The organism is Pseudomonas edaphica, from assembly GCF_965277385.1.
Taxonomy (GTDB): Bacteria; Pseudomonadota; Gammaproteobacteria; order Pseudomonadales; family Pseudomonadaceae; genus Aquipseudomonas; species Aquipseudomonas edaphica.
The window spans coordinates 3272587-3285489 of the sequence record NZ_OZ255725.1 but is presented as its reverse complement, the minus strand read 5'-3'; the positions used below and the strand labels follow the sequence as shown (position 1 = coordinate 3285489).

Sequence of the window (12903 nt, the reverse complement as noted above, 5' to 3'; positions counted from 1 at the left end):
AAGTGCCCGCAGCGGCGGGGGGCGTCCGCTGCGGTTGCACCCGTTGCCGGTTATTCGCCGACTTTGCCACCAGCCTTGGTGCAAGCGTCTGCACTGGCCATAGCCTTGAAGCCCTGACCTTTGCACGAACCTTGACCTTTGCAAGCGTGGTCCTTGGTTTTGCAATCGTTCTGGCCTTTGCAAGCGTTGATGCCGTAGCAGTGCACAGCGGTGTCAGCGGCTTGAGCCTGAGTGACAACACCAGCAAACATGGTAGCGGCGGCCATTGCGAGGGCGGCACCAGCAGCAGCGGATTTAAAGTTCATTTTTGTATTCCTCATGATCGGTAGTGGAATCGGTCTGAACGGATTGTTCAGTCTCGACATACCACTAGAGTGAGGTCCATCACTGGCGTTACAGCTGTGTGCAAATATTTCTGAAAATTATTCATCCAGCTTCAAAAGCGGCTCCTGGAAGCGTAGCAAACGCCCGGCATTACCCAATACCAGCAGGGTGCTGAGGTTATGCAACACCGCCGCGATCATTGCGCCTGCTGCGCCCAGCCAGCCAAAAGCAGCAAACACCACGATGGCCAGCGTCCAGCCCAGGCCGATGATCACGTTGACCTGCAACGTATGTCGGCACTGGCGGCTCAAGCGCACACAGGTGCCGAGGCGACGCAGATCGCTGCCGATCAACACCACGTCCGCCGATGCCAGGGCGATGTCCGCCCCGCCGGCGCCCATGGCGACACCGACCACACCCGCCTTGAGCGCCAGGGAATCGTTAATGCCATCACCGACGACCATCGGCCGGAAACCGCTGCCAATTTCCCCCAGCACGCGGTTGAGCTTATCTTCCGGCAAGGCCTGCGCTTCGACGTCGCTGATGCCTACGTCGAGCGCCAGGCTGTCGGCGACACTTTGACGGTCGCCGGTCAGCAATAGTTGACGGCCCAAACCGAGGTCGCGCAGCTCTTGCAGCGCCTGGCGTGCTTCCGGCTTGACGCTGTCCGCCAGCAACAGCCAGGCCAGGAACTGCCCGTTCAAGGCCAGCCCGGCAATCGGGCCGTCATGGTTCGGGACTGTCGTCGTGACAATACCCAACTGCTCGAACAACTCCGGTCGCCCCAGCGCCGCCTCGCCCTGCCCGGTTTGCGCCACGACGCCAAGCCCCTGGCGTTCGTGAATATCCGTCAGCACCAGCATTTGCTCTTGCGTGGCCAAACCGGCCAGCGCACGGCTGACCGGGTGACTGCTGGCCGAACCCAGGCTGGCGGCAAGATTCAACAACACTTGCCGATCCGGCGCTGTGGTTTCAATGGACTGCAAACGCAGCGTGCCGAAGGTCAGCGTGCCGGTCTTGTCGACCACCAACGAGGTCAGGTCCGCCAACTCCTCCAGAAACGCCGAGCTGCGAATCAAAATCCCATGGCGCGCCGCCACCGCAATCCCGGCAATCGCTGTGGCCGGCGCCGACAACACCAGGGCACACGGGCATGCCGCCACCAACACCGCCAACATTGCCTGAGCGTCATTGGTGACAAACCAGGTCACCGCCGCCAGCAGCAATACCAGCACCATATAGCTGCCGGCGTAACGCTCCAGCAGCCGCGTGATCGGTGGCTTGGAGCGTTCAGCGTTTTGCATCAGGGCGATGACCTTGCCCAAGGTCGATTCATCGCCGGTGCGGGTCACTTGCAAGCGCAGCAACCCATCCAGATTGATCGCCCCGCCAAACACCTGCACACCGACGCTCGCTTCCAGCGGCACCGACTCACCGGTGATAGGCGCCGTGTCCAGGCTCGCCTGGCCCGACAGCACCACGCCGTCGGCGGGCACGCGATCACCGGCGCGCACTTCGACAATGTCGCCGGTGTTCAGCGTGCCGTTATCCACTTCAATAATGCTGCCATCGGCCTGCACCAACCGCGCATGGCTGCGGGTCAGTTTGCCCAGGGCGTGAATCGCTTCCTGAGAGCCGATCACGCTGCGCTCTTCCAGCACATGGCCGAAGATCATGATGATCGGCAACAACGCGGCGGTCAGCAGATCACCGGTGGCCCAGGCACCGAGCATCGCCAGGGCGATCAATTGGTCAGTGATGCCATGCAGGCTTGGGTAACGCAGGCTGTACCAGGCCGAGCGCATCACCGGCACGGCCACCAGCAAGGACGCGACGCCGAGCAGTAATTGGCTGACGCCCGTCTGGTCCGGCGCGAGCCAGCGCCAGACCAGGCCGAGCACAAGTAAACCCAGAGCCAGCATGGCCAGGGTCAATTGCCGGGCAGCGCTGCGCTGCTCGGCGGAGGTCAACATGGGTGCGCTCATTGCTCGGCTCCCTGAATGATCAAGCGGGAGTCGTCTTTAGGGTCGACGGTGGTCACAGAACCTGCCTGGCCCAGAATCTTCGGCAAGCGCTCGCGATAAAGACGCAGCAACAAGCCAGGGTCTTTGACTTGAGCCAGGCTGGCGACGGTCGCGGTTTGCGCCTGGGCGTTGGCCAAGCGTTCGCTGGCCTGGGCGTGGGCAACCTGCACCAGCCGATCGGCTTCCTGGTTGGCGGTCTGGGTGAGTTTTTCCGCTTCGGTGCGCGCATTGGCCACGGCTTTGTCGGCCTGCTGGCTGGCCGTCAGCACGGCGTTAAAAGCATTGACGGCCGGGCCTGGCAGACTTGATTGCACGTCGACGCGGGTGACTTCGATGCCCAAGCCCAACCCCGTCGAAGCCAGCTCCGCCAGGCGTTTATTGATGCCTTGCACCAGATCACCGCGCAGGCGCTCACGGCGCTCGGCGGCGCCGTTGTCGGTACCGATCAGTTCAGGGCGCGCCACCAGAATCGTGTCCAGGTCGCGCGCGGCGGTCAGGGCCACCGCGCTGCGCGTCACCAGCCGATCCAGGGCCGGCAGCACATGCTCGCCCTGCAACACAAACGCGTAAGGCTCGGTGACCTTATAAAACACCCGCACATCCAACTGCACCACGCCGGCATCGCCCGTCAGCAAATAACCGGAGCCAGCCAGCGCGTCACTCAAGGGCGTGGCAAAACTGGCCACGCGGTCGGCCTGGATCGCCGCCTCGGAGCGCAACAAGTTCTCCACTCGCCGCTCGATCACACGGTCCGCCGCCGGCAACAGCACCACTTGCTCGAAGGGCTGCGGCCACGCAAGCAAAAGCCCGGCGTTCTGGATGCGGTCAAGCGCGCCGAAGTGCAACACCACGGCGCGGTTCTGCGGGTCGATCTGGCGCACATTCGAAAACGCCCAGGCCAACGCCGCCAATACCGTCACCGCGTACAACGCCAGGAAGGTCAGACGCCCGGCCTGGATCCACGGGCTGTCCGGGCCGTCACGCTCGGTCATGGCTGAACGTCCTTAGGCCCGTCTACCAGTGCACGGAACGGTGCAGCATCGGTGCGCAGGATGATCTTGGTGCCCGGCGTGACCACGGTACCCAAGGTATCGAGCGAGCGCAGCAGGTTGTACAGCTGCGGGTTGCCGGCGTAGGCACGCCCGTAAATCTGCGCCGCCTCAACCCGCGACTGGGCTTCGATATCGGCGGCTTTCACCGTGGCATCGGCTTGCACGATGCGCGCATCCCGCTCGGCAGCGGAGCGAATCTGCGCCGCTTCCCGCTTGCCCACGGCGGTGCGTTCAGTGGCGATGGTTTCGCGCTCGGCGCGCATGCGGTCGACGGTGGCGGTCAGGGTGACGGAAGGCAACGTCAGGCGCTCGACGCCCACTTGCGCCACGCGTACGCCATAGGTGGTGAGCAATTGTTGATCAATCTGTTGGCGCAGCTGTGCTTCAAAATCAGCAATGCGCACCTGGCTGGCGTCGGTGTTGATCAGGCTGGACAGGTCGAAGCTGGCAGCGGTGGTTTCCAGCGCCGAGCCGACGAAGGTGCGAATCTGCCGCGCCGCTTCATCCGGCTGGTTCTGCACCGCACGCATAAAGCGCTGCACATTGTCGGCATCGCCCTGCACCTGCCACGCCACGTAGGCCTGCACGATGATGCGCAGGCCATCGCGGGTGCCCACATCCTGCAAACCGCTGGAGGTGGTGCGCAGGCGCAAGTCCACCGGGATCGCCGCTTCGAACGGCGCCGGCCAGCGCCAGCCCAGGCCCGGCTCCAGCAGTACCCGCGACGGGTTGCCGAAGCGGGTAATCACCGTGGCTTCACCGGAACGCACCTGCACCAGGCTCGCCGCCGCAACGGCAAACAACACCAGCAATACCGCCCAGGCCATGCGCCGCCATGGAAATGGGCCAGCAGCCTGTTCGTCGCCATGATGGTGATGGTGGTGGCCATGATGATGGTGATGACCGTGATCGTGAGAATGAGCGCTCAACAGACAGACTCCTTATTGAACGGCTTTACGCGGCGCCATCGGGTCGGCCGGCAAAGTAAAAGAACGCAGATCGATCGTCGGCGCGCCATCGGCGCCCAGGCGGTGATCCAGAATAAGCAGCTTGGCGTGGGCCAGGCCTTGGCTGAGTTGGCCCAGGTACTGTTCCAGCACAAAGGCACGACCCGCAGTGGCGTAGGCTTTTTGTTCGGCGGTAAAACGCAGGTCGGCCGCCTGGGCGCCCGCGTTTACTTCACGGGCAGTGGCCACCGCCTGATCGCGAGCAGTGCTGGCTTGCAACAACGCCTGGTTGGTTTGCTCGCTGGCAGCCCCGCGTTCGCGGGAGATCAGCGCCTGGGCGCCAATTTGTGCCGCCTGCACACCGTGATAAGCGTTGGCGGCACCGGCCGGTGGGTGAATCGCTTCTACGACCGTGGCCAAAATCTCCACGCCGCTGTCGAGCTTTTGCAGGTCTGCCTGCACGGCGCGACCCACTTCATCGGCGAGGCTGGTGCGTTGCTCACCGAGCAATTCGTCGAGGGTACGCGAAGCAAAGTCATGCACAAGGATGCGGCTGGCGGTGCTGCGAATCAGCGTCGGTATATCCGCGCTGTTATAGGTGGCGGCCAGCGCGGCCTTGTCCGTCAGGCCGATGCGGTAGACGAAACGCACATCCATATTGACGATCTGGAAGCTCTGCTTGTCGCCGCTGCTGCTGGCGATCACTTGGGACTTGTCATTCACATGGCTGGCGTCCCACAAACGATTGGCGATGAGCGGCGCCGGGCCTTCCGCCGAGGCCAACTCCGGTGCGGCGGCCTCGCTGACGCTGGTCGCCAGTTCATGCACCACGCCGTTTTCCACGCTCAGCACGCGCCCCAATGGCCAAGGCAACCCGGCATGCAAGCCAGGCCCGAAAACCTGCACGGGTTTGCCGAAGCGCTCATAAATTCCACGGCCTTGCAGGGGCACTTCGTGCACGCCGGTCAGCGCCCAGCCTACCGCCAGCACCACCAGCAGCACCGGCAAAAACGCCCGACGCATGTAGGTAAACGCCCAGATCTGACGCAGATCGATGCCAAAGCGGTTGTGCAATTCGTGCTGCAACGCCAGCAAAGGTTGGGGTGGCCAACGCAGCAGGCCCGCGATAAAGCTTTGCGCCATCAAGCGCGGTTCGAGGCGCGGCTGGCGCGGGCTGAACAGTGACAGCACGCCCCTTAGCAGAAACTCCAGCGCCACCAGCGCGGGCAACAGCCCCGTCAACACAGCCAGACGCAGCGGCCACACGGATTCGGCACCGGCAAACAGCAGGCAGATCGCACTGACCACCAGGCTGATAATCGCCACGCGGCTCAACTGCGCCAGCTGTGACGCTTCCGGCCATTGCGCGGCGGTTTCCTGGGCCAAGCGGCGCTCGAACACCAGCAAGCCAAAGGCCAACGCCAGGGCCACCGCCGCGCCGATGCTCGCCGATTGCCCCACCGCGGCAGCGGGCAAGGCCAGGTTCCAGAACTCAATGATGCTGATCAGCGCCAGCAACGACCAGCCGCACAGCCACACCACTGGCGCGCCAATCTGTGCCAGCACACCGCTGCCAAACCGATTGATCGCCCGTGCAAGCGCGCCAACCTCTTCGTCGGGAGCTTCGATCAGTTCAGCCGTGGGCGTTTCCAGCGCCTGGGCGCGCCAATCCGCCACCCACCACGCCGACTGCAACCCGGCCACCAGCACCAGCAAGGCCGACGCGCAATTGATCAGCACCACCGGCCAGATCGACAGCGGCGCAAACAGTGCCACGAACAGCGCCAGCACCCAACCGGCCAAGGCCAGGGCCGTCAGGCTGATGCCCGCCTGGCGCAATCGGCGGGCATGGAACAACCCTTGTTGAAAACGCGGAAGGCCTTCAACCGAAGCGCCGTCAGCTTCCAGATCCACTTGCATCCACTTAACGTCCGCTACACACAATTGGTTACGATATAACACGCAGCGTGAAATTTTTGTCCGAAAACAGCGCAAATCCCCTATGGGAGCGGGCTTGCCCGAGATAGCGGTCTGCCAGTTTTTGATGGTTGGCCTGATACACCGCCATCGCAGCATAGATATCTACACAACTTTTGAAGGCCGCCACTTTCTCCTGTGGCGAGCAGGCTTGTCCTGCGTTGGGCTGCGAAGCAGCCCCAGTGAAGGCACTGCAATTTTCCTGAAAGTACTCAGTGTCTGGGTTTGGGGCCGCTTCGCAGCCCAACGCAGGACAAGCCTGCTCGCCACAACGGCTCACCTGCCACAGATTTCGTGTCAACCGGCTGTGTAGATACCTATGCCCATCGCAGGCAAGCCAGCTCCCACATTTATTCTGTGGTGCTCTCTGGAAAGTGATTAAACCCCCAGAAACACAAGCCATCACTGGTGCAGGCACAGATTAATCGGCACACTCCAAAACAGTTTTTCGCGGGCCCATGGACAAGGAAGCGTCATGATTTCGGTCTACCAGCTAAAACCGCGTTTTCAGAACCTGCTGCGCCCTCTTGTGCAGCGTCTCTACGACAATGGCACCACCGCCAACCAGATTACCGTGCTGGCCGGCGTTGTTTCCTTGCTGGTCGGCCTGCTGATCGCCAGCTTTGCCCAACACCTCTGGCTGTTTGCGCTGATCCCGCTGTGGATGATCCTGCGCATGGCCCTCAATGCCATCGACGGCATGCTCGCGCGCGAATTCGGCCAGCAATCACGCCTGGGCGCCTACCTCAATGAACTGTGTGACGTGATCGCCGACAGCGCCTTGATCCTGCCCTTTGCGCTGATTCCGGGCGTGAGCCTGGCGCCGGTGCTGCTGGTGGCGTTGCTCGCCGTGTTCAGCGAATACGCCGGTGTACTGGGGCCGATGGTGGGTGCCTCACGGCGCTATGACGGGCCGATGGGCAAAAGTGATCGTGCGTTCGTGCTCGGTGTACTCGCCACTGGCGTGGCGTTGGGCTGGCTCGGCGTGGGCTGGGTGGGTGCGGTGATGTGGCTGGTCGCTGCCCTGCTCGCCTACACCTTGGTCAACCGCGTGCGTCAGGGCCTCAAAGAACAACAAGAAACCTCTCCGATTGCATAAGGATTTTTGCGATGCGCGAACAGCAAGAGCACACCTTCAGTACCCATGATGGCGTCGAGCTTTTTTATCGGCACTGGCCGGCCACTGCGCCTGCGGGCGATGAGCCGCGCAAGGCGATCCTGCTGTTCCATCGCGGCCATGAGCATTCGGGCCGTATTGCCCACCTGGTCGATGAACTCGACCTGCCGCAATTCGATTTCTTTGCCTGGGACGCCCGTGGCCACGGCCAATCGCCGGGCGCCCGCGGTGACAGCCCAAGCTTCGCCACCAGCGCCCGCGACGTGCAGACCTTCTGCGAACACATCGGCGCCACTTACGGCATAGAAGAACAAAACTTCGCCGTTATCGCCCAAAGCGTCGGCGCGGTGATCGCGGCCACTTGGGTACACGACTACGCGCCAAAAATCCGCGCGCTGGTGCTCGCCTCCCCGGCGTTCAAGGTCAAGCTGTACGTGCCCTTTGCCCGGCCTGGGCTGGCGTTGATGCGCAAGTTTCGCGGCAACTTTTTCGTCAACAGCTACGTCAAGGCCAAGTTCCTCAGCCATGACCCTGAGCGCGTCGCGTCCTACGACAGCGACCCGCTGATCACCAAAGCGATTTCGGTGAATGTGCTGCTCGGTTTGTACGAAGCCGCCGACCGGGTAGTCGCCGATGCCCAGGCGATCCAGGTGCCGACGCAATTGCTCATCTCCGGCTCCGACTTCGTGGTGCACCGCAAACCCCAACAGCAATTTTTCGACCGGCTTGGCAGCCTGAAAAAAGAGCTGCACATCCTGCCCGGGTTTTTCCACGACACCCTCGGCGAGCGCGACCGCGCCACGGCCGTAAGCAGCGCTCGGCGTTTTATCCTGCAGAACTTTGCCCATCCGCTGGACCGCGCGGCCCTGCTCGACGCCGACAAACTCGGCGCCACGTGCGCCGAATCCGAAGCCCTCGCCGCGCCGCTGCCGCGTAATTCCCTGCGCGACCTGTACTGGCGCATCACCCGCGCCAGCATGGGCCTGGGCAAGAACCTGTCGGACGGGGTGAAACTGGGTTTCGACACCGGCTTCGACTCCGGCAGCACCCTGGACTACGTGTACCGCAACACGCCCACCGGCAAGGGCGGCTTGGGGCGGATGATCGACACCAACTACCTCAACTCCATCGGCTGGCGCGGCATTCGCCAGCGCAAGCTGAACGTCGAGGAACTGCTACGGCTGGCCATGGCCAGGTTGCGCGATGAACATCGCGAGGTGCGCATCGTCGATATCGCCGCCGGCCACGGGCGCTACATTCTTGAAGCCTTGCAAGGCGTTTCGCCGCTGCCGGAATCAATCCTGTTGCGCGACTACAGCGACATCAACGTGCGTGACGGCGGCGCGCTGATTCGTGAAAAAGGTCTGGGGGATATCGCGCAGTTCGTCAAAGGCGATGCATTTGATAGAGCTGACTTGGCGTCACTGGCGCCCAAGCCGACCCTGGCAGTGGTGTCCGGCCTGTATGAGCTGTTTGCCGATAACGGCATGGTCGGCGGTTCGCTGGCAGGTCTGGCCGAAGCAGTGGAGCCCGGCGGGTACCTGGTCTACACCGGCCAGCCGTGGCACCCGCAACTGGAACTGATCGCCCGCGCGTTGACCAGCCATCGCCAGGGCCAGGCCTGGGTAATGCGCCGTCGCAGCCAGGCAGAGATGGATCAATTGGTCGAGGCGGCGGGCTTTCGCAAAATCACCCAGCGTGTGGATGAGTGGGGCATTTTCACCGTGTCCCTGGCACAGAAGATCTGAGCATGCGCGAACCCGGTTTATTGAAACCCGCAGTCCTGTGGCTACTGCTGTTGGCGCCGCTGTTTTTCAGCACCTACGGCTTTGCCACCTGGGTCACCAGCCAGCGCAGCGATGTGGGCACGCTGGTCTTCGGCTGGGAAACCCATATGCCGTTCTGGGCCTGGACCATCGTGCCCTACTGGTCCATTGACCTGCTGTACGGGTTTTCACTGCTACTGCCCAATACTCGCCATGAGCTGAAACAACACGCGTTGCGCCTGCTCAGTGCGCAAGTCATTGCCGTGAGCTGCTTTTTGATCTGGCCGCTGCGTTTCACCTTTGAACGGCCGGAGCTGGATGGCGTATTCGGCTGGCTGTTTGCAGTGCTGGCCGGGTTCGACAAACCCTTTAACCAGGCGCCGTCGCTGCATATCGCGCTGCTGGTGATTTTGTGGGTCATGTATCAGCGCCACACCCAAGGGTTTTGGCGTTGGCTGGTGCATGGCTGGTTTGCGTTGATCGGTATTTCGGTGCTGACCACTTATCAACATCACTTTATCGACTTACCCACAGGCGCCCTGGCCGGTTGGTTGTGTGTGTGGCTGTGGCCGGTGGAACATCCAAGCCCGCTGTTGAATGCACGGCTGACGCGGGACACAAAACGATGGCGACTGGGCATGCGCTACGGCCTTGGCGCTTTAGTGCTGGTAATCCTGGCCTTGGTGCTGCGCGGTGGGTGGTTGTGGCTGCTTTGGCCAGCGGTTTCCTTGGCTTTGATCAAGGCGAACTACTTTGTACTCGGCGCGTCGGGCTTCCAGAAGCGCAAAGACGGCCAGCTCACTCCTGCCGCGCGCTGGCTGTATGCACCGTATTTGGCGGCCGCGTGGATAAATTCCAGGCTGTGGACACGTAAACATCCACAGCCTGACCAGATTGTGGATAACGTCTGGCTTGGTCGAATTCCTGCCAACGGCGAGCAAGGTTCCTTCAAGGCTATCGTCGATCTGTGCGCCGAATTGCCGATTAATCCACAAGGCCGCGCCTATGAATGCGTGCCCGTGCTGGACCTGATTGCCCCGTCCCCCGCCGAGTGCCAGCAGGCCGCCGAAGCCATTGAACGCCTGCGTTCAAACGGCCCGTTGCTGGTGTGCTGCGCCCTCGGCTACTCGCGCAGCGCCACCGCCGTCGCCGCGTGGCTGCTGCACAGCGGGCGCGCTGCCACGGTCGACGAGGCACTGGCTATTATTCGTACAGCACGGGCCGAAGTGGTCCTGCATCCTGCTCACCGTAAAGCGTTGGAGGGTTTGCCCCATGCCCGCTGATATGGAACTTCAGGTTGTTGCCAGCCTGCTGCGCCGTGGCCGTTCGCTGGATCAGTTATCCACAGGCCTGACCGTGGCTGGCGTGTTCTTTGGCCTCGCTCAGTTGCTGTTGGCGAGCGTTTCGACCCTGTGCCTGCTGCTCAGCCTGTGGATGATTATTCTCGGCTTGCTGCAAAAGTACTGGGCCTTACGCGTGGCCTTCGACGCCGACCTGTTCGCTCTGCTGGCCCGCGACACCGAGCGCACGGCCGATCTCGACCAAGCCTTGCAGACCCTCGGCCTGCAATCGCCCAAACGCGCGGGCCGGCCCTGGATCGAACGCCGTCGCGGCGCGCTCAAACTGCTGCGCAAACAAGCTTGGTTGCTGGGCGCGCAAGCGCTGCTGACCCTGGCCGTCATCCTCGCCAGCCCTTGGCTACCTTTCGCCGGATAAGGAATCCCCATGTTCGAACCCGTGGTCGCCACCCTGATTACCTCGATGGCCCGCACCGTCACCGGCGCCCGCAGCCTGTGGCTGGGCTGCGCACCGGTGCCGGTGCAGCGCATCTACTTCGCCAACCACAGCAGCCACGGTGATTTCGTCTTGTTATGGGCGTCGTTGCCGCAGAACCTGCGCAAATTCACGCGCCCGGTGGCCGGCAGTGATTACTGGAACCAAAGCGCACTGCGCCGCTACATCATCAACCGCGTGTTCAACGGCGTGTTGATCGACCGTGAGCGTAAAGACCCTGTGGATAACCCCTTGCAGCCGATGCTCGCCGCGCTGGAAGGCGGCGATTCCTTGATCATCTTTCCCGAAGGCACGCGCAACCTGGAAGACGGTTTGCTGCCGTTCAAAAGCGGCCTGTATCACCTGGCAAAAAGTTACCCACAGGCCGAATTGATTCCGGTGTGGATCGCCAACCTCAACCGGGTCATGCCCAAGGGCCGCGTACTGCCGCTGCCGTTGCTGTGCACCACCAGTTTTGGCGCGCCGCTGCAATTGGAAGACGGTGAAGACAAAACCGCCTTCCTCGCCCGCACCCGCGACGCCCTGCTTGCCCTCGCCCCGGAGCATGTCTGACATGGATAGCCAAACCCTGATGCTGTTCGGCGGAATCGGCGCGATCCTGGTGCTCGCCTCGCTGATCGGCCTGATCCTCAAACTGCGCACCCGTGGCACACCGAATGCGGTGGTCGACAACCTTAACGCCCGCATCAATGCCTGGTGGGTGATGGTGGTGGTGATCGGTATCGCCTTCTGGCTCGGCACTGGCGCGGTGATCCTGCTGTTCTACGCGGTGTCGTTCTACGCCCTGCGCGAATTTCTCACCCTCACGCCGACACGGCGCAGCGACTACCCGGCCCTTGTAGCAGCGTTCTACCTGGCGCTGCCGCTGCAATACCTGCTGATTTATGCGGACTGGTACGGGCTGTTCTCGATCTTTATCCCCGTGTACGTGTTCCTGCTGCTGCCGATCCTTGCTTCGCTGGGTGGCGACAGCACGCACTTTCTGGAGCGTGCGTCGAAGGTGCAATGGGGCCTGATGATCGCGGTGTTCTGCGTGTCGTTTGTGCCCGCCCTGCTGACGCTCGACATTCCCGGCTACGAAGGCCGCAACCTGTTGCTGATCGCTTACCTGGTGATCGTGGTGCAGCTGTCGGACGTGCTGCAGTACGTGTGCGGCAAGCTGTTCGGCAAACACAAGATCGCGCCCAACCTGTCGCCGTCCAAAACCGTGGAAGGCTTTGTCGGCGGGATTCTGCTGTCGTCCCTGATCGGCGCGGCGCTGTGGTGGACCACGCCGTTCAACCCGTGGCAGTCATTCCTGATCGCGCTGCTGATCAACCTGCTGGGCTTCGCCGGCGGCATCGTGATGTCGGCGATCAAGCGCGACCGGGGCGTGAAGGATTGGGGGCACATGATCGAAGGCCACGGCGGGATGCTGGACCGCCTGGATTCGGTGTGCTTTGCCGCGCCGATTTTCTTCCACCTTGTGCGCTACTGGTGGACTTGAGACACACACTCTCTCTCAAGCCCAACACACATCAATTGTGGGAGCTGGCTTGCCTGCGATGGCCATAGGTATCTACACAACCGGTTAGGCTGTTGTGGCGAGCAGGCTTGCCCTGCGTTGGGCTGCGAAGCAGCCCCAGTAAAGGCACTGCAATTTGCCTGAAAGAACTCAGCGTCTGGTTTTGGGGCTGCTTCGCAGCCCAACGCAGGGCAAGCCTGCTCGCCACAGGAGAAATTGGCTGCCTTGAAAAGTTGTGTAGATAACTATGGCCATCGCAGGCAAGCCAGCTCCCACAGGGTTTTGTGGTGTATTGGGAGGGCCCCGCTCAATCCGAAGCCTTGCTTCACGGCCAACCTTTCGATCGGTTTTGCGGTACGCCTCACCTTTGTGCAACACACCTGAGCACGCTGACCACT

At 62.3% G+C, this 12903-nt stretch carries 11 protein-coding genes; 6 read left to right on the top strand and 5 right to left on the bottom strand.

The genetic code is table 11. The features are described from left to right. Nucleotides 1-50 precede the first annotated feature (50 nt). The 5 genes from ACQY47_RS14775 to hflK (ACQY47_RS14755) form a co-directional block, all read right to left on the bottom strand. Nucleotides 51-305 (bottom strand): BufA2 family periplasmic bufferin-type metallophore, encoded by a 255-nt coding sequence (locus ACQY47_RS14775; protein ID WP_017135097.1) that lies wholly within the window; start codon nucleotides 303-305, stop codon nucleotides 51-53. A gap of 117 nt (nucleotides 306-422) precedes the next feature. After that, nucleotides 423-2309, bottom strand: a complete 1887-nt coding sequence (locus ACQY47_RS14770) for a cation-translocating P-type ATPase (RefSeq protein ID WP_058421072.1) — start codon at nucleotides 2307-2309, stop codon at nucleotides 423-425. After that, complete coding sequence (gene hflK, locus ACQY47_RS14765; RefSeq protein ID WP_017135099.1) at nucleotides 2306-3340, bottom strand: protease modulator HflK; 1035 nt, start codon at nucleotides 3338-3340, stop codon at nucleotides 2306-2308. Before hflK (ACQY47_RS14765) ends, ACQY47_RS14770 begins: the two co-directional genes overlap by 4 nt. Beyond that, nucleotides 3337-4332, bottom strand: a complete 996-nt coding sequence (gene hflC, locus ACQY47_RS14760) for a protease modulator HflC (RefSeq protein ID WP_171045810.1) — start codon at nucleotides 4330-4332, stop codon at nucleotides 3337-3339. Before hflC ends, hflK (ACQY47_RS14765) begins: the two co-directional genes overlap by 4 nt. 9 nt (nucleotides 4333-4341) lie before the next feature. Continuing rightward, complete coding sequence (hflK, locus tag ACQY47_RS14755) at nucleotides 4342-6267, bottom strand: protease modulator HflK (protein WP_138450388.1); 1926 nt, start codon at nucleotides 6265-6267, stop codon at nucleotides 4342-4344. Between the two features lie 532 nt (nucleotides 6268-6799). Between hflK (ACQY47_RS14755) and ACQY47_RS14750 the strand changes: the two genes are divergently transcribed. Genes ACQY47_RS14750 through ACQY47_RS14725 form a run of 6 tightly spaced genes read left to right on the top strand, consistent with a single transcriptional unit; the run spans nucleotide 6800 to nucleotide 12487 of the window. Further along, nucleotides 6800-7423, top strand: coding sequence for a CDP-alcohol phosphatidyltransferase family protein (locus tag ACQY47_RS14750; protein WP_428549849.1), 624 nt, complete (start codon nucleotides 6800-6802; stop codon nucleotides 7421-7423). Between the two features lie 11 nt (nucleotides 7424-7434). Further along, nucleotides 7435-9189: a bifunctional alpha/beta hydrolase/class I SAM-dependent methyltransferase gene (locus tag ACQY47_RS14745; protein ID WP_170036628.1), complete on the top strand. Its 1755-nt coding sequence runs from the start codon at nucleotides 7435-7437 to the stop codon at nucleotides 9187-9189. A 2-nt stretch (nucleotides 9190-9191) separates the two neighbouring features. Continuing rightward, nucleotides 9192-10490 carry a phosphatase PAP2/dual specificity phosphatase family protein gene (locus ACQY47_RS14740; protein WP_428557334.1) on the top strand — a complete coding sequence of 433 codons (1299 nt, stop codon included), beginning with the start codon at nucleotides 9192-9194 and terminating at the stop codon, nucleotides 10488-10490. Then, nucleotides 10480-10923 carry a hypothetical protein gene (locus tag ACQY47_RS14735; protein WP_428557333.1) on the top strand — a complete coding sequence of 148 codons (444 nt, stop codon included), beginning with the start codon at nucleotides 10480-10482 and terminating at the stop codon, nucleotides 10921-10923. Before ACQY47_RS14740 ends, ACQY47_RS14735 begins: the two co-directional genes overlap by 11 nt. A 9-nt stretch (nucleotides 10924-10932) precedes the next feature. Further along, a complete protein-coding gene (locus ACQY47_RS14730) occupies nucleotides 10933-11553 on the top strand; it encodes a lysophospholipid acyltransferase family protein (RefSeq protein WP_017135106.1) in 621 nt (206 codons plus the stop codon). A gap of 1 nt (nucleotide 11554) precedes the next feature. Continuing rightward, nucleotides 11555-12487, top strand: a complete 933-nt coding sequence (locus ACQY47_RS14725; protein WP_017135107.1) for a phosphatidate cytidylyltransferase — start codon at nucleotides 11555-11557, stop codon at nucleotides 12485-12487. Nucleotides 12488-12903: the final 416 nt, after the last annotated feature.

Bases quoted from the DNA above. Each gene is read 5' to 3' on its own strand.
- ACQY47_RS14750 (WP_428549849.1), top strand. From the start codon at position 6,800: ATGATTTCGGTCTACCAGCTAAAACCGCGTTTTCAGAACCTGCTGCGC.
- ACQY47_RS14770 (WP_058421072.1), bottom strand. From the start codon at position 2,309: ATGAGCGCACCCATGTTGACCTCCGCCGAGCAGCGCAGCGCTGCCCGG.
- ACQY47_RS14735 (WP_428557333.1), top strand. From the start codon at position 10,480: ATGCCCGCTGATATGGAACTTCAGGTTGTTGCCAGCCTGCTGCGCCGT.
- ACQY47_RS14740 (WP_428557334.1), top strand. From the start codon at position 9,192: ATGCGCGAACCCGGTTTATTGAAACCCGCAGTCCTGTGGCTACTGCTG.
- ACQY47_RS14745 (WP_170036628.1), top strand. From the start codon at position 7,435: ATGCGCGAACAGCAAGAGCACACCTTCAGTACCCATGATGGCGTCGAG.
- ACQY47_RS14730 (WP_017135106.1), top strand. From the start codon at position 10,933: ATGTTCGAACCCGTGGTCGCCACCCTGATTACCTCGATGGCCCGCACC.
- hflK (WP_017135099.1), bottom strand. From the start codon at position 3,340: ATGACCGAGCGTGACGGCCCGGACAGCCCGTGGATCCAGGCCGGGCGT.
- ACQY47_RS14775 (WP_017135097.1), bottom strand. From the start codon at position 305: ATGAACTTTAAATCCGCTGCTGCTGGTGCCGCCCTCGCAATGGCCGCC.
- hflK (WP_138450388.1), bottom strand. From the start codon at position 6,267: ATGCAAGTGGATCTGGAAGCTGACGGCGCTTCGGTTGAAGGCCTTCCG.
- ACQY47_RS14725 (WP_017135107.1), top strand. From the start codon at position 11,555: ATGGATAGCCAAACCCTGATGCTGTTCGGCGGAATCGGCGCGATCCTG.